The organism is Flocculibacter collagenilyticus (assembly GCF_016469335.1).
Taxonomy (GTDB): Bacteria; Pseudomonadota; Gammaproteobacteria; order Enterobacterales; family Alteromonadaceae; genus Flocculibacter; species Flocculibacter collagenilyticus.
Genome location: NZ_CP059888.1, coordinates 2,694,083 through 2,717,271, shown reverse-complemented (window position 1 = coordinate 2,717,271; position 23,189 = coordinate 2,694,083). Strand labels below are relative to the sequence as shown.

Genomic DNA, 23,189 nt, shown 5'->3' with positions numbered 1-23,189 from the left:
ATAATTTTGCTGCGCTGGTAGAATAGCGCGCTCTTTCGACCCGTATGCTGAATTAGTGATCGGCTACGGATTTAGTAAACTCATTACCATTTATGTTTAATAAATTGGTAAATATTTGGAGAATGTTATGTCACTAAGTACTGAAGCAAAAGCGAAAATTGTAGCTGAATACGCTGTAAAAGAAGGCGATACAGGTTCACCTGAAGTTCAAGTTGCACTTTTAACTGCTCAAATTAACCACTTACAAGGTCACTTTGCTGATCACAAACACGATTTCCACTCACGTCGTGGTCTTCTACGTATGGTTAGTACTCGTCGTAGTCTTTTAGATTATCTAAAAGGCAAAAACACTGAGCGTTATACTTCGCTAATCAAGCGTTTAGGTCTACGTCGTTAATTCGATAGTATACAAATTTTAAAAAGGAGGCTTATGCCTCCTTTTTTGCATCTGCACTTGGTAAAAGTGTATATAGGCTTTATACTAAGCGCGGATTTTACAAGAGAATCAATATTCAGTTGATATAAGCAACTGCTACTAAGAAATTAATGATTTTTTCGTTTGTTTTGTTGATATGTATAGGCCATACAGTCTCAACCTAATGATACAGTGCAAACTAAAAAATCTTTGATTTCACAGCTTTTCTTATATTCCTCTGTGTGTTGATAAAATTATTATTAATAAAATGAGGTATGATTGTGGAAGCAATTATCAAGTCCTTTCAATATGGACAACACACAGTAACACTAGAAACCGGTGTTATTGCTCGTCAAGCTTCAGCTGCTGTTTTAGCAAGCATTGAAGATACATCTGTATTAGTTACTGTTGTAGGTAAGAAAAACGCGGACTCTGGTCGCGACTTTTTCCCATTAACAGTAAATTATCAAGAGCGTACTTACGCTGCTGGTAAAATTCCTGGTGGTTTCTTAAAGCGTGAAGGTCGTCCTTCAGAAGAAGAAACACTAATTGCACGTCTTATTGACCGTCCAATTCGTCCACTTTTCCCTGATGGTTTCATGAATGAAGTGCAAGTAATTGCAACTGTTGTTTCTTCAAATCCAGAAATTAGCGCAGACATCGTTACTATGTTAGGTGTTTCTGCTGCACTTTCAATTTCAGGTATTCCATTCAATGGTCCTATTGGTGCTGCACGTGTTGGTTATACAAATGACAAATTTGTACTTAACCCATCTAAAACTGAATTAGAAGAAAGCCGTCTAGACCTTGTGGTTGCAGGTACTGACAACGCTGTACTTATGGTTGAGTCTGAAGCAGATATGCTTTCTGAAGATGTAATGCTAGGTGCAGTTGTTTACGGCCATGAACAAATGCAAGTTGCTATTGAAGCAATCAAAGAGTTTGCAAAAGAAGTAGCAACTCCGGTATGGGATTGGGCAGCGCCTGAAAAGAATGAGTCGTTAGCAACTCAAATTGCTGAACTTGCTGAAGCAGGCATGGGTGATGCGTATAACATTGCTGATAAAGTAGCACGTAAAGATGCAATATCAGAAGTTAAAGCTGCCGCTATTGAAAAACTGACTGAGTCACTAGCTGAAGATGAAGCACTAGATGAAAAAGAAGTTGGTGAACTATTAAGTAGTTTAGAGAAAAAAGTAGTACGTGGTCGTATTATTGAAGGTGAACCGCGTATCGATGGTCGTGATCCTGAAACAGTTCGTGCACTAAATGTATTAACTGGTTTGTTACCAAGAACTCACGGTTCTGCACTATTTACTCGTGGCGAGACGCAAGCAATTGTAACGGCTACGTTAGGTACAGAGCGTGACGGTCAAATGATTGATAGCTTAGCGGGTACTCATACAGATCGCTTCTTACTACATTATAACTTCCCTCCGTACTGTGTTGGTGAAACAGGTATGGTTGGCTCGCCAAAGCGTCGTGAAATTGGTCATGGTCGTTTAGCGAAACGTGGTGTTAAAGCGGTAATGCCTTCGCAAGAAGATTTCCCTTACACTATCCGTGTAGTATCTGAAATCACAGAATCTAACGGTTCTTCTTCAATGGCATCAGTATGTGGTACATCGTTAGCACTAATGGATGCAGGTGTTCCAATTAAAGCTTCTGTTGCTGGTATTGCAATGGGCCTTGTAAAAGAAGACGAAAAATTTGTTGTACTTTCAGACATCTTAGGTGATGAAGATCACTTAGGTGATATGGACTTTAAAGTTGCTGGTACTACTGACGGTATTACAGCACTTCAAATGGACATTAAGATTGAAGGTATCACTAAAGATATTATGCAAATTGCATTAAACCAAGCGAAAGGTGCGCGTTTGCATATCCTTAACGTGATGGATTCTGCGATTGGCGGCCACCGTGATGAGCTTTCTGAGTTTGCTCCACGTATCTATACAATGAAAATTGAACCTAAGAAAATTGCTGAAGTTATCGGTAAAGGTGGCGCTACTATCCGTCAACTTACTGAAGAAACGGGTACAACAATTGAAATTGAAGATGACGGCACGATTAAGATTGCTGCATCTGACGGTGGAAGTGCGAACGATGCTATTTCACGCATTGAAGCGTTAACTGCTGAGCTAGAAGTAGGCCGTATTTATGAAGGTAAAGTTGCACGTATCGTAGACTTTGGTGCATTTGTAAATGTATTACCTGGTAAAGATGGATTAGTACATATTTCACAAATCTCTCAAGAACGTGTGAACAATGTCACTGATCACTTATCTGAAGGCCAAATGGTTAAAGTGAAAGTGCTTGAGATTGATCGTCAAGGCCGTGTTCGTTTAAGCATTAAAGATGCTGTAGAACAAGCTGATGCTCAACCTGCTGAAGAAAAAGCTGAATAATTATTTAGCTAAATTCTGACTTTTAAAAAAGGGGCTATTTAGCCCCTTTTTGTATTCCCTTATTTATATGCTGTGTTTTGCATTGATAGGGCATTACATTTAGTTAAATAAAATCAGCCGCTCCGAAACACGCTATTTTCTTTTCACTTTTATTTTTATTCATTCGTATTCTGGCCACCCTTTGCTTCTCCGTTTGTAGCAGGCTTACTTTTGTGTTTTGTTGAGTCGTCTGGTCTATGTGATTCTTTAGCATCGGTTTGCTCGTTGGAAACGTTTTCTTTTAAGTCAGAACCATTATTTTGTTGCTGAATAGGCAGTGGTTCCTTGAAAGTGAGCGTGCGATAAGGAAACGGAATTTCAATGCCAGCTTCGTCTAAGGCTGCCTTGATTGCCCCAACCACTTCACTTTTAGATTTTCTATAGCCAAGTGGTGTCGGCGTTGCCCACCAAGCTACCTCAATGTCTATACTGCTGGCGCCAAATGCGTGTAGAAACACTTCTACAGGTTGGTCTGTTTTTACAGTTTCACAACTTTTAACGGCTTTCTCAATAACGGGAATGGCTGCATTTGCATCTTCATCGTAAGCAACACCAGTCATAATCGTAATACGACGAATGGTTTTGTTAGTAAGCACATAGACAGGGTTTTTGAATAAGAACGAATTTGGCATGACCACCAATTGTCCATCAGTCTTACGTACTTGAGACATTCTTACTGAAATATCCTCCACTTTGCCCATAATGCCTTCGCACTCGATAAAGTCGCCTTTTTCGAACGGATATTTCCACAGTAATAATATGCCAGCGAAAAAGTTCTCAAAAATTTCTTTAAATGCAAAACCAATTGCAACAGATGCGAGACCTAAACCTCCAAGTGCTTTAGCGGGTGTTAACCCCGGGAAGATAACCATAGCTGTTAACAAAAAGCCAAAGCCCCATACGGTGATTCTGGTTAGGCGTTGTAACAGTTCGCGTAATGAATTTCTCATGTCACTACGGCCTGCCATCTTATGTACAAATTTACCTATCAAAAAAGAAAATAGTGCGGTAAACATTAAAACAACAAGACCAGCAATGATATAAGGTATATGGGAAATAAAGTCGTGCAAGATACCTATCACGGTTTGTTCAAGTGTCTCGGTGGCTGACGAAAGGTCGAGTGCTTTTTCTATATCAGCCTGGGTGACTTCTTCTTCTTTTTGCTGAGCATAACTGGCTGTAGAAATAAAAAATAACAAACACGTAAACATGCGACTTAAGTTTGGCATTGCTTCACTCCTGAATTATTGTTTTAGATTAATGAGTGCCGTTGTTGTGTAAGTGTAGAATATATTTATAACTTTGAGAGACTTACCAAAAAGAATCCAAGCAGGTAGTAAGGTGTGCTCCTCATATAAAAGTTAGCAAAATTCCTTTATTACTCCTAAGCTTAATTCTGTTCGTAAATATTTTTTTATGTTCTAATAGCCTCTAAACGCTTATCAATTTTCTAAAGTTGTGAATTATGAAACTACAGCTCTGTTTGTATTTGTTTTTTTTCATTTTATGCCTATCTGGTTGCGCTAGTACGTCTTCAAAGTCAGTTGTAGTTAATAGCAAACCTTCGCTGGAACATGTGATTTTGGCTGAGCCATTATCAGTTAGCTATAAAAGTGAACTTACGTTAATTAAGTTAGGCGAAATATTACAACGCGCAGAGTTAACAGACGAACAACGTGCCAAGCTATATTATGACCGCGGAGTGATATACGACAGTATCGGTCTAAAGTCATTAGCTCGCTTAGACTTCAATCGTGCCATACGGCTTAAACCCGATCTTGCTGATGCGTATAACTTTATTGGGATCCACTTTACGCTTGCCGAAGATTTCGCTGAAGCTTATGAAGCATTCGATTCTACTTTGGAGTTACAACCAGATTTTTCATTTGCATACTTAAATCGTGGTATTTCATTATATTATGGCGGTCGCTTTAAACTAGCGGTTGATGACTTTGAAGCATTTTATGAACTTGACGAAGATGATCCATATCGTGCAGTTTGGCTTTATATTGCCGAGTATGAGGTTGATGTACTTGCTGCTAAAAATAGACTATCTTCAAGCCAAGAAAAAATTGATGAGTCGCAATGGGCTTATCAATTAACATCGCTATTTCTTGAAGAGATCACACCAGATCAATTTTTAAAAGGCCTGACAGAAGGCATCAGTACTAACCATGAGCTTGCAGATAGGCTTTGCGAAGCTTATTTTTATTTAGGCAAACTAAGCGCAATGAAAGGTGATACTGGTATTGCAGCTAATTTTTATAAATTATCATTAGCAACAAATGTATATGAGTATGTTGAGCATAAATATGCCAAGCTTGAGTTAAATAGAATGAGAGCCCAAAAAGCGAAGGAGCGTTCGACTCAAGAAAATGGTGGTAGTATTTAAACTGCTATGCAAACGACTATTTAAGTTCAGTATATTTTTAATATAGTAAAAGCTAATGTTTTTCCGATCTAACGTGTGTTGTATACGATTTTTGCTTGTTGTTTTTTTGGTGTCGTTCTTTTGTGAGAGCGCTTTGGCAGAAACAACACTTTCTGATGCCACTAATCAAACAAATCATCTTTCCTTAGTTGTTAGTGAGAAAGATCACAGTAGGCAAATAGAGACAATCAAGGTAGATAGTGTTGTAGCTAAAAAAGAGTCGAATAGCTTACTTCAACCAGCTTTTTGGGCGGATAATACACCGATTGACTCCATTCCTCCTTTTTTAACTACCCCTTCATTTGCCTTGTTAGAAAAACAACACGTACAGAGTTCAGCAAACTGTAAGATTACGCTTCAATTTATTGCGGCAACAAACGAAGATTTAGCCCACGCCAATTTATTAATAAAACAATTTAAACAACATCAGCAAGTTGGCACGTTGCCAGTATGTTTTAAACCCAGCTTGTTAGTGAAATCAAGTCAGATAGCTTGTAATAATAGACAAAAACAGCGAATACAATGCGATGCCGCAAAATTGGTAGATTTACAGATTGATAAAACGGTAAGCGTGGTGGTGGTGATTGCAGGCAAAGGCACTGCTAATTTCAATAATGGCATTATTTACCTAAACAATCAGGATGATATTCGCGTATTTATTCATGAGTTTGCACATGTGTTAGGTTTTAAAGATGAATATCCTTGGAGTAAAGAGCAGCAGCAGGAGTTGTGCGTAGGCAATTATCCTAAAGTGTTAGGCAGTAACGTAGTATGGATGCCTGAACACGTTGACTCGCGCATTAACCCGAACTTACTCACATTACCTTGGTTTAAATTTAAAAAAAATAACGACTACTACGTCACAGAAGCGTGTAACAGTGACGGCGGGTATGTGTTAAGGCCTGCAATGGATGTGAACTTTATGCGTTTTTACGAAGAAAGCATACCGCCAATGTACCTTAAAATAATGCAAGATAAGCTAGCACAAGGTATTAGTGATGTTATTCCGTACACGATTAGTATTGCGAAAGCCGTGAAAAAAACAGGCTACATTGCACCATATTTACATTGGTTAGAACGCTCAGCCGAGCTAGGTTTTAACCACGCACAATATTTATTAGCGCACGAAAAGGTTAATTTAGGTGAGTACAGTAAAGCGGTTTATTGGTTAACACAATCAGCTTCAGCGGGGTTTATTCCAGCACAGCTAAGTTTGGCGCATTTGTATATTGAAGGTCAGCAAGTAAAGCAAAACTTAGAAAAAGCATACCTTTGGTATCACAAAGCCGCACAAGCTGGCGATCCGTACGCGCAATACTTTGTGGGTAAAGCTTATGAAAACGGCTGGGGAATTGGCAAGGATTTAGAAGCTGCATTTGAATGGTATGAACAGGCGGCACTTAGACATAATGTGCTAGCAAGTTTTCACCTCGCACGATTTTATGACGAGGGTATTACGGTAGGCGTGAATAAAAAAGAAGCGCTTGAGTGGTATAAGCAAGCAAAAAAACTTGGCCACCCTTATGCTGAAGAACGATTGTTGCAGTTAGAGTATGAAATTAAATCGCAATAAAAAAGCCGGTAAATAACCGGCTTATTAGCTTAAAACTTTAATATTCGTCGTTATCAGGAAAGTTTAATTTAAGAGCTTCAATAGCATCTTCTTTTAAGTCGTTTAACCCAAGAATGCCATAACTCTCAATCATTATTTCGAGCGCTTGCTCAACATGTGGCGAATTAGGGTAATTCTCTAACACATATTTACCACGGTTAGCTGCTGCCAAATGCGCACCTCGATTGGTGTAATACTCAGCAATCATTAGTTCCCTGCGAGCTAATTTGTTTAATAAAAACGCCATACGTTTTTTTGCATCAGCTGCATACTTACTGTCAGGATATAGTTGAGTTACTTTTTGAAAGTCTTTAAATGACTCTCGAACAGTGGAAGCGTCACGGTCGGCACGGTCAATACCGAAGAATTCTTGAAACGCGTTTTCACTCGCTTCCATATTTACCACACCGCGCATATAGGTTACATAATCTAAATCAGGATGATTAGGATTCAAACGAACAAAACGATCAATGGTGGCGGTAGCTTGTGCAACGTCACCTACTTTGTAATACGCATATATCAAGTCTAGCTGAGCTTGTTTTGAAAACGGGCCAAAAGGGTAGCGAGAGTTAAGCGCAGTAAGTAATTGAATTGCTTTCGTATGTAAACCAGCTTCCAACGTTTCTTTTGCATCTTGATAAAGCGCTTGTGCAGAACGGTCTGGTATTTTTTGAATCTGTTCATCAGAACTTGAAGAGCATGCTGCTAATGCACCAGCCATGATAAGAATGGATAATTTCCTAAATTTAATCATAAATCTACTTTGGTCACTTCTATAATTATAATTAGCGCTGTATACAGTGTTGAAAAACAAGTATTATGCAGGTTTAAATTTAAACGTCGATTCATATTTAAGCGAATCGATTGTACTCCAGTCGCGACATGCATGCACTGACAAATTGTATTTATTTCTTTTGTTTTCACAATTATGGTCTTAATTAATGGCAGAACACATATCTTTATCTTCAGAAGTCTCCGAATCACAACTTGGTAAACGCTTAGACCAAGTTCTTGCAGAATTGTTCCCAGACTATTCACGCACTCGAATTAAAGAGTGGATCAAAGATAAGGCCGTTACCGTTGACGGCGTTGTTGTAGATAAGCCCCGAGAAAAAGTGATGGGTGGTGAAACCATCTGTATTGAAACCGTCATCGAAGAAGAAGTGCGCTGGGTGCCTCAGAATATCGAACTTGATATTGTTTACGAAGATGATGATATTTTAGTTATCAATAAGCCAGCAGGCTTGGTTGTACATCCTGGAGCTGGCACTCCTGATGGTACTGTGCTTAATGCGTTGCTACATAAATATCCAGACATTGCTAACGTACCACGAGCAGGAATAGTACACCGCTTGGATAAGGAAACGACCGGTTTAATGGTTATTGCGAAAACGATTCCGGCCCAAACTCATTTAGTAGCTGACTTACAAGAAAGGCTGATAACGCGTGAATATGAAGCTATTTGTAACGGCATCATGACCGCGGGCGGTACGGTAGAAAAGCCAATTGGCAGGCATCCAACAAAACGTACGCAAATGGCCATTAATGAGTTGGGTAAACCTGCTATTACTCATTATCGCGTTGCCGAGAAGTTCCGTCTTCATACTCGTTTAAGGTTAAGGCTGGAAACTGGGCGTACTCACCAAATTAGGGTGCATATGTCGCATTTAACACACCCTCTTGTTGGTGATCCGGTGTATGGTGGTAGACCAAGGCCACCAAAGAATGCGTCAGATGAGCTAAGAGAAACGCTAAAGCAGTTCAAACGTCAGGCATTACACGCGGCGATGCTAAAGTTACACCATCCTATTACTGGTGAAGAAATGGAATGGCACGCCCCAATTCCTGATGATATGGTGGCATTAACACTCGCACTGCGTGAAGACACTAAATTACATCTGGATGAGATGCTTGATTGATATCATTCAACCTAATTGGCCAGCACCTGCACAGATTAAGGCTTATGTCACTTCTCGTGCAGGCGGGCTGTCTGCTCCTCCTTATCAATCATTTAACTTAGCGCAGCACGTTGGTGATAACACCAGTCACGTAACTGCGAATAGAACACTTCTTCAAGAACAGTTAGACCTTCCGAGTAAGCCAATTTGGTTAAACCAAGTGCATGGCACTCACGTTATTCATATTTCCGAAGACTATTTAGCGACTTTTCAGGCCAATGCGCGCACACCTGAATTTGCTCCGGAGTGCGATGGAAGTCTTACGGCATTGGAAAATGTTGTATGTACCGTGCTTACCGCGGATTGCTTGCCGCTTTTATTTACGAACAAGCAGGGGACGCAAGTTGCCGCAGTGCATGCGGGGTGGCGAGGTTTAGGCGCTGGGATTATTGAACAAACGTTAGCATTATTTCACTGTGAACCTGCCGATATACTGGTATGGCTAGGGCCTGCTATTGGTGCTACAAAGTTTGAAGTAGGCCAAGATGTATATAAGTTTTTTATCGCTAAAAACCCACAAGACAGTAAAGCATTTAACATTGAAGGCAAAAAGTGGTTAGCAGACATCTACCAGCTAGCCAAACTTCGATTAAATCGTGCTGGAGTTACTGATATTTTTGGCGGAGAAGAATGCACTTTCACTGATCCTCGCTTTTTCTCTTACCGACGTGACGGTGTCACTGGCAGAATGGCTAGTTTAATTTGGATTGCTAGCTAAAAAACGTTAATACTCATCTAGTTAGTATTATATATTCCATGTTTCTGTTTGTTTTTACACGCCATTAATTGAAAAAACGTTATTAAGCACCTATTTAGAAGAAAGCAAACAGAAAAATTCTTTGAGGGTGAAGATATGCGATTAGACCGTCTTACTAGTAAATTTCAATTAGCAATATCAGATGCACAATCTTTGGCGCTGGGTCGCGATCATCAGTATATCGAGCCTGTGCATTTAATGAACGCATTGTTAGATCAAGAAGGCGGCAGCGTTCGCGTTTTACTTAATCAGGCAAATATTAATGTAACTGACTTGCGCTCTAAAATTTCGCAAGCATTGGACCGCATCGCCAAAGTAGAGGGAATTGGTGGTGATGTTCAGTTATCACCGCAAATGGTTAACCTATTCAACTTGTGTGATAAATACTCACAAAAACGGAAAGATAAATTTATTTCCAGTGAGATTTTTGTATTAGCAGCGTTAGAAGATAAAGGCGCATTGGGCGATATTCTGCGATTACTTGGTGCTGATAAAGCTAAAATTGAACAAGCAATTGAAACATTACGTGGCGGACAAAAAATCGAAGATCAAAATGCCGAGAATACTCGCCAAGCACTTGAAAAATACACCCTTGATTTAACCGCAAGAGCAGAGCAAGGGAAATTAGATCCGGTTATAGGCCGCGATGAAGAAATACGCAGAACGGTACAGGTATTACAGCGTAGAACGAAGAATAACCCAGTATTAATTGGTGAACCGGGCGTTGGTAAAACGGCTATTGTGGAAGGATTGGCACAACGTATTATTAATGGCGAAGTGCCAGAAGGCCTTAAAAATAAACGTGTGCTTTCCTTAGATATGGGAGCGCTGGTTGCTGGGGCCAAATACCGTGGTGAATTTGAAGAGCGATTAAAAGCGGTACTCAATGAGTTAGCAAAAGAAGAAGGCTCAGTCATTCTATTCATTGATGAAATTCATACCATGGTGGGGGCGGGTAAAACCGACGGCGCAATGGATGCCGGTAATATGTTAAAGCCTGCATTAGCTAGAGGAGAGCTACACTGTGTGGGAGCCACCACGCTTGACGAGTACCGAATGTACATTGAAAAAGATGCTGCATTAGAGCGTCGTTTTCAAAAAGTCCTTGTAGAAGAGCCAAATGTAGAAGACACCATTGCAATTTTACGAGGTTTAAAAGAGCGTTACGAAATTCATCATTCGGTAGATATTACTGATCCTGCTATCGTTGCTGCTGCGTCATTAAGCCACCGTTATATTAGTGATCGCCAACTACCCGACAAAGCCATTGACCTTATTGATGAAGCGGCATCAAGTATTCGTATGCAAATTGACTCTAAACCAGAGGCGCTTGACCGGTTAGAGCGACGCATCATTCAATTAAAGCTAGAAGATAACGCGCTTGATAAAGAAATCGATGAGGCTAGTAAAAAGCGTCGCGAGATTATCCGTCAAGATATGCGCGAACTTGATCAAAAGTACAATGAATTAGAAGAAGTTTGGCATGCTGAAAAAGCAGCATTGCAAGGCACGCAACACATTAAAGAAGAGCTTGAGCAAGCGCGCTTAGACTTAGATTTTGCCCGCCGTGCAGGTGATCTACAACGTATGTCAGAGTTACAGTATGGCCGTATCCCTGAGCTAGAAAAGAAATTAGATTTGGCATCGCAAGCTGAAATGCAAGACATGAGTTTGTTGCGAAATAAAGTCAGCGATAACGAAATTGCTGAAGTGTTATCACGCTGGACAGGTATTCCTGTTTCAAAAATGCTTGAAGGCGAGCGTGATAAGCTATTAAGAATGGAAGAAAATTTACACCAACGAGTGATCGGTCAAAAAGAAGCTGTAAATGCGGTTTCGAATGCGATTAGACGATCTCGTGCTGGCTTAGCAGATCCGAATAAACCGATTGGCTCGTTCTTATTTTTAGGCCCAACGGGAGTAGGTAAAACGGAATTAACTAAGGCACTAGCACATTATTTATTTGATACCGAAGAGGCGATGGTACGCATAGATATGTCGGAGTTTATGGAAAAACATTCCGTAGCGCGTTTGGTTGGAGCACCTCCGGGCTATGTAGGGTACGAAGAAGGGGGCTATCTAACGGAAGCAGTGAGAAGAAAGCCTTATTCAGTTATCTTGTTAGATGAAGTGGAAAAAGCGCATCCAGATGTATTTAATATTCTGCTACAGGTACTTGATGATGGCCGATTAACAGACGGAAAAGGGCGCACGGTAGATTTTAAAAATACGGTAATTATCATGACGTCTAACATTGGCTCAGCGCTTATCCAAGAGCATCACAGAGAGCAAAGTTATGATCAAATGAAAGATATGCTAATGGATAACTTAGCTCAGCATTTTAGGCCTGAGTTTATTAACCGCATTGACGATACCGTAGTGTTCCATCCACTCGATAACAGCCAAATTAAGTCTATTGCCTCGATTCAGTTAAAACACCTTGAGCAACGCTTAAAAGAGCAGGATTATACGCTTACTATTACAGATGCTGCGCTGGATAAATTGGCTAAAGCAGGGTTTGATCCCGTCTACGGTGCTAGGCCGTTAAAGCGTGCGGTACAACAAAATATTGAAAACACATTGGCTCAGGCTATTCTGTCTGGAAAAATTACTCCCGGGGCAACGATTAAAGTTGACGAAGTTGACGATGAGTTTAAGGTCAGCGCAAGTAAAGGCGTACAATAACGTACGCCGATAGGTTATCTGGGTAAGTGATGACTCCGCTGAGCGGAGTCATCTTATTCCGTTAATGCTGTACCACCACAAAACGTGCTCACTTGTCGTTTTGCCAGTGCACGTTGTTGCTTTACCTCTCTTGGAGAAAGTGTTTTATACTCACCGCGTTTATCTCTTATCTGTATTTCTTCATTACTGCTTAATAATTCGACGTTTAGTTTTGCACGTTGGCAAAATTGAGATGCCTTTTCAGAAAACTCTGCGGCGAGTGAGTTGCCACTGTTATCATTATTACTTGCTAAGTTAGATGACGATACAGCAGGGCTAATTCTTTCTTCTACCTCCATTTTTTTATATTCACCGCTAGCGGGCTTGGTTTGGCTAAAGTGAATCACACCTCTTTCGTCAACCCAACGATAAACAGTGGTACTGCTTGCGGATGCAAGTAGACTAGTTGTATAAACATAAACGAAGGTGCTAATAACAATGCATATAAATGTCTTTACATTTAACATAATGTCTCCAAACAGTGTTGAAAGACTTCATGACATTTACCTTTAAACCGCATGTAAAAGCCATGACGAATCAATCTTAAGCTATAATTCACTCACTAATTATAGAAGCTGCTGAAAAATTAAACGTATTTTTACGTAAACAGCTAAATCGTTTGGCTTGATTAACAGTGATGTGTGTTGAATTGGTTATTTAATACTGATGATTAAGACGAACACGTTTTAAGTCAAATAACTTAATGTGTTACAAATGTTTAGCTATACGATAGGTTTTGTGCATGCCTAAGCAAAATGTGCTATGGTTCGAGCTTCGTAAAATGCATGGATATTAAAATAAATTCAACTTTGAATGCTTAATATTCCAGAATAAATAGAATTTAATTGAGTTGTTGATAAAACTATATGACAGAACATAAAATCGCTGAAGCAGCAAAAAGAAAAGGCATTTATTTACTTCCCAACTTGTTAACTACGGCAGGGTTATTCTCGGGTTTTTATGCTGTAGTGTCATCCATGAATGGGCACTTTGAAGCGGCCGCTATTGCTATTTTTATTGCAATGATATTTGACGGATTAGATGGACGAGTCGCGCGGTTAACCAACACTCAGAGTGCTTTTGGCGCAGAATACGACTCAATGGCGGACATTGTATCATTTGGTATTGCCCCAGCATTAGTTGTTTATAACTGGGCACTGAGCGATATGGGAAAATTTGGTTGGTTAGCGTCTTTCTTATTTGTTGCTTGTGGTGCATTACGTTTAGCGCGCTTTAATACACAACTAGGTGTTGCAGATAAACGCTACTTCCAAGGTTTAGCTATTCCTTCAGCGGCATCTGTTATTGCTTCTTTAGTATGGGTGGGCGCTGATTATCAGATTAATGGCAAAGATTACGGGATTTTTGTCGGATTAATCACGATGTTCATTGCATTATTAATGGTAAGTAACTTCCGCTATAACTCATTTAAAGATGTAGACTGGCGCGGCAAAGTACCATTTTTAGCCGTACTGGTAATTGTTTTAGCGTTTGTTGTTATTGCGTATAGCCCAGCAGAGATTTTACTGGTTATTTTCTTACTTTACGCATTGTCTGGCCCAGTTATGACGGTACGTAGAGTGCGCAAATTAAAGCTTGAGCATTTTATAGGTGACAGTGATGATGCTGATTTTGATGAGCACGAGCAAGCAGCTGAAAAAGATAAAAAACAAAGCAACTCTGAGCAAACCGCTAAAGCGGATGGAGCGACCGAACAACCAAAAGCTCATGCTGATAATGAGAGCAATGATAAAAACTAGTTAATGATATAAAAAAAGCCCCAAGGGGCTTTTTTTATATTTGCTGCCTCATCCTAAATAAGGTTGTCACTTAAAGGTCACAGCTTTTTATTTAAAATGAAAAGTCAGCCGTTTCGAAGTAAATGTTCTTCTCAACCTTCACGTTATACTCTTCATCATTCAACGTTATTTTAAAAGTGTCACCTATCTTTGTTTGCTGTAAATAGTATTGAAAGTCTTCACCGCGAGTTTGTTTAGCTAGGCTAGATGTTACGAGCTTTACATGATTCTTTTGAAATGGAAAATGCATGAGGCCAGAGATTTTCAATATGTGATCACGATCGGGGCGAGCACCAATTTGGTACACCATATAACTATTCTGTTTATCACCAAAAACATAGTAATTCACACCCGAAATATCTGAGTCAATTTGAAGAGGGCGAAAGATAATCGCTTTATCTAATGTTAATTGAACATTAGGCCACTTGAGCACGCCGCCACGTTCAAAGTGCCCTTCATAAATATCTACTGTTATTGTGGTTAGCTTGGTTGTAGCGTGGCTAGCTGAAGACGCGTTGTGATGTGGAAATAATAAAGACAGGTTAAATATTTCAGGCTTTATGGTAATTAAGCCTTTGTAAGTTTTACGCCAAAGATTAATTGTTTCTGCTTCATCATTGTCCGACAGCTTAACAGGTAATATGATTTGGTAGTCATGTGGGAAATGATATAAGCCCAAATGGGAAACGTATAGCTGTTGTTCACCAAACATAACCATGCCGTGAGTACCCACTCGTGTTTGGTGCTTGTGCGATTTTATTTCAGGTATTTGGGCGTGTATTTGATTACTGCTTAAAGTGAAAAGGACGGCTAGTATAACGATTAAGCAGGCTAACTTAATGATAAGTTGTGATGGTTTTATTAATATAGAAATCATAGGTGGTATTCGCAGTGTTTATTTATGGACTTAATGTTTATGGAGAGCATGGGTTGAGTAATAGGTTTATTGGTTATCTATTTTATCTTTGATTACTTTTAAATACTCCATGCTCTTTTCATAATCAAAATCATCCAGCGCCTCTGCAAGATTACTTCTTAACGGCTCCTCAATAATGTCAGGAAGGCTATGAACGACACTAGCTATAAAACTATCGTTGATTAACTCATTGCTTTGAACTTTTTCGATAAGCAAGTCGAACTCTTCACGTTTGAAGGGCGCAGTTTTGGTTTTTTGCTGAGCTGTTTGTGAGGGCGCTTGGTCAATATAGTTTGAGAGCACATTAATCGTTTGGTCAATGATAGTATTTAACGTTGCCTCTTGGTTGGCGCTCAGTAAGGTGCCAAGCTTAATTTGGTTATTTAATTGTTCTGTAATTTGATGCAGGGCGATTAACCCCAAGTTCCCTGCAACTCCTTTTATATTGTGAAGCAGGCTATCGAGCTCTTTAATGTTTTTTTCAGCATTAAGAGTGCGTATAGTGCTGCTGCAATCAGAGTAATTCGATACGAACTTTGCGCATAACTGTTTTAATAAATTATCGTTGTTCATGGTTTGCTTTCTAGCAAAACTAATATTAAAAAGCGATTCACTGGGAGGCGTTGAGCGCTTTACAACAGTATCAGCGTGGTTTTTATTAACTCCTGCAGGCGGCGAGAAAGGGAGGACATGCTTTATTGTAATCGGTTTATTTTTAATTAGGCGTTGTAAAGTAGAGATGAGCTTGCGTTCACTAATTGGTTTGACTAAGTATTCGGTTACTCCAACAGCCATAGCTCTATTTATTTCATCTTGCTTACCTAAAACAGTAAGGGCAACGATTGGAACATCATACATTTTCAGCTCTGAGCGAATTTTTTCCGTTGCGTCATAACCGTTCATTACTGGTAACTTTAAATCCATAAGAATTAAGTCAACGTCATTATCTGCTAAATATTCGAGTGCTTGTTTGCCGTTTTCGATAATATGAAAATTAAGTTGATAACGAGACAGTATCCCTCCAGTCACTTTCTGATTAATTGCATTATCTTCAACGAGTAATATATTTATGCTTGAATGATTTAATTTCTTTTCATCACTCTCTACTGCTGCAACTGAACTTGAGCTGGGGGGGACTTCCTCTTTTCCTAAAGGGGGCTGTGTTAACGTCTGCTCTCGGGTAACTTTTTTGTTGACGAAATAAAAAATAAACACGGCCAAAAGAAACATGCATGACTCGGTTAACAAAAGTGTTACTTGCCGCTCCCTAAGTGTATTTGCAAAAGCGCTGAAATCTGTTTTCACTTCAAGTGCTAATTCTCGATTTGGAATGCTTATGGCTGCAGTCAAAATATGCTTATCAACGAGTGTGTAAATATTAGTGCTGCTTAGCTGTTGATTATCGTCAACAAGTTGATTGGTAAACTGCCATTGATAATCCATGGTCGAGGTTGGCAGAAAATAATCTGACTCTATCTCAACTACTAGCCAAGGGGCATTTTCATAAGCAAACTTGTTAATAGGTTGCCAATGAACAAAGTTTGATATTTTTACTTTATGGTTGCTCTGTTGAGCCGTGCTTGTATGAAGCCCCTCAGTGTATGCGTTATTTGCTAGTAGCGTTGAGCGTGGCCTTTTAGCGAGTTGACTGGTTGCTGGTGGACGAGGAGGAACAATACTTACCTGTAATAAGTGGTCTTGATAATAATTCTGTAGCTGCGTCTTTCCGCTTTTTGATAATGTTGGATTTAAGCCTTTAATATTGAACAGAGATGGTTGCTCAATAAACAGCGTAAGCATTTCTATTGATGCGGATGATTTCTCGGAAAATACCAGCAACCCTTGAGGTAACATTGCAGTTATATTGGCCATTTTTTCTTTTGTATACGCGTTTACACTGGCCTTGTAACCAAAGTAATTTGCTAAAACAAGAAATGCCAAGCCAGTAATAACCACAATTACATAGAGTGACAATTTATATGGCTTGTAACCAGGCAAGTTATTTACATCCTCATATTTAGTTTTATTCTTAATCAATAGATTAGCAATATCAGCCAAATAAGCACACAATTTAAATACTTATATTAAAAATAATTGCCTACAACTTTGATTGCATTTACATGCTGAACTCCAATAAACTAAAGCATAAGGTAATTAAAGGTTAGAGTTGACTATCCCGCATCTAAGGGGTTTTACTTACCTTATATAAGATATTCTATTTTATGTGATTGAAATTAAACTTAGCGCCCCAAGATACAGGTGCTACATCTTCAAGTTTTGCGTTGGAAACTAATTTGAAAACAGAATTAAAGCAAAACCTTACCTTTCTTTCTCACGCTGAAAATGTGTCTGTATTGAATGGAATTGGTCGCGGTATAGAGCGAGAGACATTACGTATTATCGACAGTGGCAGTTTGGCACAATCGCCGCACTCTTCTAAGTTAGGCTCAGCACTTACAAACAAGTATATCACTACAGATTATTCAGAATCATTACTCGAATTTATTACACCTGTAAGCTATAGCATTGATGACACGCTTGACCAATTAAAAGATATTCATAAATTTACAATAGATAATATTGGTGATGAGTACTTATGGCCTGTAAGCATGCCTTGCTTTATTTCAAATGAAGATGATATTGCGTTAGCAAATTACGGCACGTCTAACATTGGCAGAATGAAAACTACGTATCGACAAGGATTGAAAAATCGATACGGCAGTATGATGCAAGCGATTGCAGGTGTGCATTTTAATTTTTCAATGCCGGAATCATTCTGGGCTTCGCTTTATACAAAGCAGAACGAGGGCGCTAACTCTGAAGCCATTTCGTTACAAGATTTTATCTCTAAACGTTATCTGGCAGGTATCAGAAATTTTAAACGACAAGTATGGTTAATAAGCTATTTATTCGGCGCTTCTCCGGCACTTTGTAGTTCGTTTTTACAACAAGAACCTAAAAACATTAAATTCGAAAAGCTGGCTAACGGAACGATATATCTACCTTATGCGACCTCTTTAAGAATGAGTGACTTAGGTTATACCAATCATGCGCAAGCATCATTAAACGTTAGTTACAACAACATTGAAGAATATGTTAAGGGCTTACGAGCCGCGATTAATACGCCGTCTGAAGAGTATGCCAATATTGGAACCTATGAAAATGGTGTGTATAAGCAGCTTAATGCCAACGTACTTCAAATAGAAAATGAGTTTTACTCGCCTATAAGACCAAAGCGTAATGGTAAAAGTGGCGAAAAGCCAACCGATGCATTAGAAGATCGAGGCATTGAGTATATTGAGGTGAGAGCTTTAGATATTAATCCTTTTTCTGATGTTGGGATTAGTAAAGAGCAAATTCAGTTTTTAGATGTATTTTTGTTGTACTGCATATTGTTAGATAGCCCATCTATGGATGCGCAAGAGCAAGAGTATGCACAGCAAAATTTGAATAAGGTGGTTAATGAAGGCAGAAAGCCTGAGCTTTATTTAAACAGAAACGGCAAGAGTGTTTTAAAAGAAGATTGGGCGAATGAGATTTTTGAAGATTTACGCGATGTAGCCGAACTGCTAGACAATGCTTACGATACTCAAGATTATAGTGATGTAATTAGTAAGATGGCGACTTGGGTTAAGCAGCCTGAGTTAACGTTTTCAGGTCAGTTAATGAAATATCTTATCGATAATAATATTGATAATGGCTGCTATGCGCTTGATTTAGCAAAAAAATACCAAACAACATTAACATCAAATGGCTACCGTTTTTTTAGCGAAGAGCAATTACAGCAAGAGGCAACACGTTCTTTGCAAGCACAACAAGCGATTGAACAAGCCGATAGTATTTCTTTTGATACGTTCTTGCAGCAGTATTTTGCACGATAATAAATGAGGTACGCGATTGTTGAGCTAGGGCGTGTTGACCTTTCGAGGTCGAATTTTGTTCAATCTAAACGTTTTTTGATCGCGGCGTGACAAGTGTAGCTTGGTTATTCCAAGAGAGCGCGTCACAACAAAGAGCATAAAACGTTTAGATGAACCTAAAGGCAGCGCTTGTTTGTCATTTATACTGCGTTATCGCATGTGCGTGTAGAATAACTACACTTTACCTGCTCTGCCTTGTATAAATGATAAACAAACTGCTGCAAAAATAACCTCGAAAGGTCAACACGCCCTAGGATTTAACAATATTTATATTGCAGGCATGAAAAGGATCTCATTGGCTGCTTTTTGAAAAGCAAAAAAAACGCGACTCAGGCGAGTCGCGAAAATACAAAGGGTTCCAGGGATGAAAACAAATATTAAGAAAACCTTCATGTATTCAGACTAAGCCTTCTTAGAAAAGTTCAAATTATTTAAAACTTTATTAAAAAATATTTTCTTGGTAGGGTGAGCGAGTCAATTAAACGCTTTATTTAGGTTGTTATGTTCAAGCTACATTTTAAATCTCTTATTGTGTCTGCAATACTTACCTTTACACTTGTCGGGTGCTCTACCACACCACCTAAAGTTACGAGTAATCTTTGTAAGATCTTTTTCGAAAAGCGCGACTGGTATGATGCGGCTGTAGATATGAGAGAAAAGTGGGGGGTTCCAATTCAAGTCCCCATGAGCATGATGTACCAAGAAAGCTCGTTTAGAGACGATGCTCAGCCTCCTTTCGAATGGTTTTTAGGGTTTATTCCGCTGGGCCGAGCAAGTTCTGCGTACGGCTATTCTCAGGCAAAAACTATGACGTGGGCCGACTATAAAAAAGAAACTGGCAACAGCTGGGCTGATAGAGATGACTTTGATGATGCAATTGATTTTATGGGTTGGTTTATTTATAAAACACAAAAAATTAATGGCGTATCTAAGTGGGACGCATACACTCAGTACTTAAATTATCATGAAGGTTGGGGCGGTTATCGAAAGAAAACCTACCTAAAAAAGAAATGGCTAATAAAGGTTGCTAGAAAAGTAAAAGCGCGTGCATCTACCTATGGCGCTCAACTTAAAACGTGTGAGAAAGAACTAGAAAAAGGTTGGCTGTGGCGTTTGTTGTTTTAGTATTTGCTTCTAGGAAGGCTTGTTAATAAGCAGCATAGCAGGCAAGTATACATAGTATGTTAAGTATTTCCTGTGCTTAAGAATTCGTAGGTCTTAATGACTCCTAGTTTTTAATTACATCCAGTCCATACAAAGTCCATTTGCTTGGCAGTGTTTTCTGCAAGCGTTTTACTGTGTAGTTTGCTTACTAAATATAAGCTCATATCAATACCCGCAGTGATCCCCGCTGAAGTAATAACTTTGCCTTCATCTACCCACCTAACGCGTGGGATAACCTCTAAACGAGGAAACTGCTTACGCAGGGGCTCAATATCTTGCCAGTGAGTGGTTACTCTTTCGGTGGTGATGACTTTTGCTGCGGCTAGTATAAATGCACCTGTACAAACTGATGCAATAACTGAAATGTTTCTGGCTTGAGTGGCAATCCAGCTTAATATATTTAGCTTGTTCATTTCATCGTCATGTACGCCACCTGCAATAATAAGTACATCAAGTGTTGGGTGATCATCAATACTGTACTGGGGCGTTACACAGTAACCCGCTCGTGCCAAAACAGGTGCATTTGACTCACCAATTAAAAATACATTGAATGGATTGTTTTTACTAATCCTTGATGCAGTACTAAACACTTCAAAAGGTCCAGAAAAGTCTAATACTTCAGCTTGGTTATAAACATAAATACCCACATTCATATTGCACACCTACTCATCATCGGCAGAACAAATTCACTCTAATTAAGTTTACTCTAATAAGGTTGGGGAATGATGTAAAGCCGTGTTGGAACGTAACTGCTTGAGAACTAAGAGTTAAGGAGCAAGAAATAAGAGGTTCGGCTATATGAGAATTAGACTGCTCAAAATACAAGGTTCTTTTGAGCAGTCGTAACAATTAGGCGTGCGCTTTCTTTTTCTTTAACTTAGGTGAAATACGAGCGCTCTTCACTCGGTTACCCTGAACGTCGATGATTTCTATTGGATAGTCGGCTAAGCGAATACTTACTTTCGTTTGTGGTATATCTTCAAGATATTCTAAAATTAATCCGTTCAATGTCTTGGGTCCGTCAATAGGAAAATCCCAATTCATTTCTTTATTTAGATCGCGAATATTAACGCTACCATCTACCAAAAAGCTACCGTCTGGTTGAGGCTTAACCTCGTCACTTGGTGTCAGCTTCATCGTAGTGGTAAAGTCACCAACCACCTCTTCTAGAATATCTTCTAGCGTAACAAGCCCCTGAATATCACCATATTCATCAACAACAATACCTATACGCTCTTTAGACTGCTGAAATTTCAATAACTGTGTATTCAGCGAGGTGCCTTCAGGAATAATGTAAAGCTCTCGTACCGCACGTAATAAGCTGGACTTAGACAGTACATCTTTCATCAATAATCGTAATGCATCACGAGCGTGGATAATACCTACTGCATCGTCAATATTGTCACGATACAGAAGTAATCGAGTATGCTGCGCATTGGTTAACTGCTTAACAATGTATTTCCAATCATCATTCACATCGATACCGAAAATCTCATTTCTCGGTACCATAATGTCTTCTACTTTAATGGTGTCTAAATCTAATAAGCTGACTAACATATTTTGGTGACGATCAGGAATCAGTGCACCCGCTTCATTTACAACAGTACGCAGTTCTTCAGTGCTGAGATTGTGCTCATCAATTTCTTGCGGGCTCATACCTAATAGTTTCAAGAAACCATTGGTGATCCAGTTAATAACAATAACAACAGGAAATAAAAACTTAAGCAGTACAGTTAGCAGTAAAGAGCTAGGGAATGACACTTTTTCAGGATGAAGAGCGGCCAAGGTTTTAGGCGTAACTTCTGCAAAAATTAAAACAACAAGCGTTAGCGCAAAAGTAGCGATAGCTATACCGACGTCACCAAATAAACGCAAACCAATGATTGTCGCAATTGATGAGGCGGCAATATTAACTAAGTTGTTACCAATTAGTATTAAACCAATAAGGCGATCAGGTCGCTTTAGCAGTTTTGTAACGCGGATCGCGCCAGGGTGTTTTTCTTTAACAAGGTGCTTTAAGCGGTACTTGTTGATTGACATGATTCCGGTTTCTGAACCAGAAAAATACGCTGAAATAAAGATGAGTACGGCCAATACAATAAAGAGCGTACTCGTTGCTATGTCGTCCAATTACGGAATTCCTATTTTTTACAGTAATGATATTTAGTAACAAGCTGCGCGTTGAGTCAAGCGTAATAGCTTATTTCTTTGAGTTTAATAAGATAAATTGTGAATATACGGTTTATCCAATAACAACTTCCCTAATAAATCGACTACCAAAATAGGCCAACGTTAATATTGCTGCGCCAACAACTGTGCCCGTTACCGTGGAGCGACCACGCCAACCGCCAAATTTATGCCCCCAAATTACAGTAACAAATACTGCCCATGCCACTAACGATAATACCGTTTTATGCGCAATTTCTTTAGCAAACATATCATGTAAAAACCAAAAACCAGTTGCTAATGCAGTAGTAAGCAACAATGTACCCATTACAAGTAGCTTAAACTGTTGCTGCTCAACTTGCATAAGCGGTGGCAAATGGCTGTAGGCAATTCTAACATCACGAGACTTTAATTTGTGATTAATATACTGATACTGCACAGCGTACAAAGTGGCGATAACAAGTACACAATACGCTAAAAATGATAATGCGATATGCCCAATTAGCACCATGTTACCTGCTAATTGCATCACCATAATATTTTTTGGAAAGAATAAAGTGGTAAAAATGAGTAGCGAAGCAAAGCTATACACTGCTGGTAATAACAAGGTACTTCGCGCCTTTAATGAGCCTAACGTTGAGGCAATTACAATAAGCAAACAGGCTAGAGAGGCAACGTTGATTAAGCTTAAGTTTTGGCCAACATCGGTTACAACTTGATTAGCAAGTAAAATGGCATGAATACTAATAGAAGAAAATGCGCTTAAATAAACCCATTTCAGATTTGGGCCATCGGTATCAAATAATTTAAATATAACTAAGCCAGCTGAAAACAAATATAGGAGGCTAGTAATAACTGTAAAGGTAGCAGTCAATTCCAT

At 39.2% G+C, this 23,189-nt stretch carries 18 protein-coding genes; 10 read left to right on the top strand and 8 right to left on the bottom strand.

All coding sequences use genetic code 11. From position 1 onward, the window contains the following. Positions 1–127 precede the first annotated feature (127 nt). Both rpsO and pnp read left to right on the top strand, forming a co-directional pair. Complete coding sequence (rpsO, locus tag HUU81_RS12035; RefSeq protein WP_199609182.1) at positions 128–397, top strand: 30S ribosomal protein S15; 270 nt, start codon at positions 128–130, stop codon at positions 395–397. A gap of 299 nt (positions 398–696) precedes the next feature. Then, positions 697–2,823 carry a polyribonucleotide nucleotidyltransferase gene (gene pnp, locus HUU81_RS12030; protein WP_199609181.1) on the top strand — a complete coding sequence of 709 codons (2,127 nt, stop codon included), beginning with the start codon at positions 697–699 and terminating at the stop codon, positions 2,821–2,823. Between the two features lie 155 nt (positions 2,824–2,978). On the opposite strand, the gene HUU81_RS12025 is transcribed toward pnp, so the two are convergent. Next, positions 2,979–4,091 carry a mechanosensitive ion channel family protein gene (locus HUU81_RS12025; RefSeq protein ID WP_233520494.1) on the bottom strand — a complete coding sequence of 371 codons (1,113 nt, stop codon included), beginning with the start codon at positions 4,089–4,091 and terminating at the stop codon, positions 2,979–2,981. A 236-nt stretch (positions 4,092–4,327) separates the two neighbouring features. Between HUU81_RS12025 and nlpI the strand changes: the two genes are divergently transcribed. Both nlpI and HUU81_RS12015 read left to right on the top strand, forming a co-directional pair. Beyond that, the gene (gene nlpI, locus HUU81_RS12020; protein ID WP_199609180.1) at positions 4,328–5,254 is read left to right on the top strand and encodes a lipoprotein NlpI; all 927 of its coding nucleotides are present in this window, start codon (positions 4,328–4,330) and stop codon (positions 5,252–5,254) included. A gap of 133 nt (positions 5,255–5,387) precedes the next feature. Then, positions 5,388–6,866, top strand: coding sequence for a tetratricopeptide repeat protein (locus tag HUU81_RS12015; RefSeq protein ID WP_199609179.1), 1,479 nt, complete (start codon positions 5,388–5,390; stop codon positions 6,864–6,866). Positions 6,867–6,903: 37 nt separating this feature from the next. Here the strand turns inward: HUU81_RS12015 and HUU81_RS12010 are convergent, their stop codons facing one another. Continuing rightward, entirely contained in the window at positions 6,904–7,659 is a 756-nt protein-coding gene (locus HUU81_RS12010) for an outer membrane protein assembly factor BamD (protein WP_199609178.1), read from the bottom strand. A 187-nt stretch (positions 7,660–7,846) separates the two neighbouring features. Between HUU81_RS12010 and rluD the strand changes: the two genes are divergently transcribed. The 3 genes from rluD to clpB all read left to right on the top strand — a co-directional run bounded on the left by rluD (position 7,847) and on the right by clpB (position 12,305). Continuing rightward, complete coding sequence (gene rluD / locus HUU81_RS12005; protein ID WP_199609177.1) at positions 7,847–8,824, top strand: 23S rRNA pseudouridine(1911/1915/1917) synthase RluD; 978 nt, start codon at positions 7,847–7,849, stop codon at positions 8,822–8,824. After that, on the top strand, positions 8,808–9,581 hold the full coding sequence (gene pgeF, locus HUU81_RS12000; protein WP_199609176.1) for a peptidoglycan editing factor PgeF: 774 nt from the start codon (positions 8,808–8,810) through the stop codon (positions 9,579–9,581). The genes rluD and pgeF overlap by 17 nt, the downstream gene beginning before the upstream one ends. A 135-nt stretch (positions 9,582–9,716) precedes the next feature. After that, positions 9,717–12,305: an ATP-dependent chaperone ClpB gene (gene clpB, locus HUU81_RS11995; protein WP_199609175.1), complete on the top strand. Its 2,589-nt coding sequence runs from the start codon at positions 9,717–9,719 to the stop codon at positions 12,303–12,305. Positions 12,306–12,358: 53 nt separating this feature from the next. Here clpB and HUU81_RS11990 read toward each other — a convergent pair whose 3' ends face one another. Continuing rightward, positions 12,359–12,811, bottom strand: coding sequence for a DUF4124 domain-containing protein (locus HUU81_RS11990; RefSeq protein ID WP_199609174.1), 453 nt, complete (start codon positions 12,809–12,811; stop codon positions 12,359–12,361). 399 nt (positions 12,812–13,210) lie between these two features. Here HUU81_RS11990 and pssA point away from each other — a divergent pair, with 399 nt between their 5' ends. Next, positions 13,211–14,104, top strand: a complete 894-nt coding sequence (gene pssA, locus HUU81_RS11985) for a CDP-diacylglycerol--serine O-phosphatidyltransferase (RefSeq protein WP_199609173.1) — start codon at positions 13,211–13,213, stop codon at positions 14,102–14,104. A gap of 91 nt (positions 14,105–14,195) precedes the next feature. Here pssA and HUU81_RS11980 read toward each other — a convergent pair whose 3' ends face one another. Both HUU81_RS11980 and HUU81_RS11975 read right to left on the bottom strand, forming a co-directional pair. Beyond that, positions 14,196–14,861 (bottom strand): hypothetical protein, encoded by a 666-nt coding sequence (locus tag HUU81_RS11980; protein ID WP_199609172.1) that lies wholly within the window; start codon positions 14,859–14,861, stop codon positions 14,196–14,198. Between the two features lie 225 nt (positions 14,862–15,086). After that, positions 15,087–17,057 carry a response regulator gene (locus tag HUU81_RS11975; protein ID WP_199609171.1) on the bottom strand — a complete coding sequence of 657 codons (1,971 nt, stop codon included), beginning with the start codon at positions 17,055–17,057 and terminating at the stop codon, positions 15,087–15,089. A gap of 296 nt (positions 17,058–17,353) precedes the next feature. Here HUU81_RS11975 and gshA point away from each other — a divergent pair, with 296 nt between their 5' ends. Continuing rightward, entirely contained in the window at positions 17,354–18,940 is a 1,587-nt protein-coding gene (gene gshA / locus HUU81_RS11970) for a glutamate--cysteine ligase (protein WP_199609170.1), read from the top strand. A gap of 540 nt (positions 18,941–19,480) precedes the next feature. Next, positions 19,481–20,104: a transglycosylase SLT domain-containing protein gene (locus tag HUU81_RS11965; protein WP_199609169.1), complete on the top strand. Its 624-nt coding sequence runs from the start codon at positions 19,481–19,483 to the stop codon at positions 20,102–20,104. A 110-nt stretch (positions 20,105–20,214) separates the two neighbouring features. On the opposite strand, the gene HUU81_RS11960 is transcribed toward HUU81_RS11965, so the two are convergent. From HUU81_RS11960 to HUU81_RS11950, 3 genes are all read right to left on the bottom strand, one after another. Continuing rightward, complete coding sequence (locus HUU81_RS11960; protein ID WP_199609168.1) at positions 20,215–20,796, bottom strand: DJ-1/PfpI family protein; 582 nt, start codon at positions 20,794–20,796, stop codon at positions 20,215–20,217. A gap of 196 nt (positions 20,797–20,992) precedes the next feature. Continuing rightward, positions 20,993–22,273, bottom strand: coding sequence for an HlyC/CorC family transporter (locus tag HUU81_RS11955; RefSeq protein WP_199609167.1), 1,281 nt, complete (start codon positions 22,271–22,273; stop codon positions 20,993–20,995). A gap of 112 nt (positions 22,274–22,385) precedes the next feature. Beyond that, positions 22,386–23,189, bottom strand: a complete 804-nt coding sequence (locus HUU81_RS11950) for a cytochrome C assembly family protein (RefSeq protein ID WP_199609166.1) — start codon at positions 23,187–23,189, stop codon at positions 22,386–22,388.

Coding starts and splice junctions, on each gene's coding strand:
- HUU81_RS11950 (WP_199609166.1), bottom strand. CDS start 23,189: ATGGAATTGACTGCTACCTTTACAGTTATTACTAGCCTCCTATATTTG.
- rpsO (WP_199609182.1), top strand. CDS start 128: ATGTCACTAAGTACTGAAGCAAAAGCGAAAATTGTAGCTGAATACGCT.
- rluD (WP_199609177.1), top strand. CDS start 7,847: ATGGCAGAACACATATCTTTATCTTCAGAAGTCTCCGAATCACAACTT.
- clpB (WP_199609175.1), top strand. CDS start 9,717: ATGCGATTAGACCGTCTTACTAGTAAATTTCAATTAGCAATATCAGAT.
- HUU81_RS12010 (WP_199609178.1), bottom strand. CDS start 7,659: ATGATTAAATTTAGGAAATTATCCATTCTTATCATGGCTGGTGCATTA.
- HUU81_RS11980 (WP_199609172.1), bottom strand. CDS start 14,861: ATGGTTATGTTTGGTGAACAACAGCTATACGTTTCCCATTTGGGCTTA.
- pgeF (WP_199609176.1), top strand. CDS start 8,808: ATGAGATGCTTGATTGATATCATTCAACCTAATTGGCCAGCACCTGCA.
- nlpI (WP_199609180.1), top strand. CDS start 4,328: ATGAAACTACAGCTCTGTTTGTATTTGTTTTTTTTCATTTTATGCCTA.
- HUU81_RS11960 (WP_199609168.1), bottom strand. CDS start 20,796: ATGAATGTGGGTATTTATGTTTATAACCAAGCTGAAGTATTAGACTTT.
- HUU81_RS11990 (WP_199609174.1), bottom strand. CDS start 12,811: ATGTTAAATGTAAAGACATTTATATGCATTGTTATTAGCACCTTCGTT.
- HUU81_RS11965 (WP_199609169.1), top strand. CDS start 19,481: ATGTTCAAGCTACATTTTAAATCTCTTATTGTGTCTGCAATACTTACC.
- HUU81_RS12025 (WP_233520494.1), bottom strand. CDS start 4,091: ATGCCAAACTTAAGTCGCATGTTTACGTGTTTGTTATTTTTTATTTCT.
- pssA (WP_199609173.1), top strand. CDS start 13,211: ATGACAGAACATAAAATCGCTGAAGCAGCAAAAAGAAAAGGCATTTAT.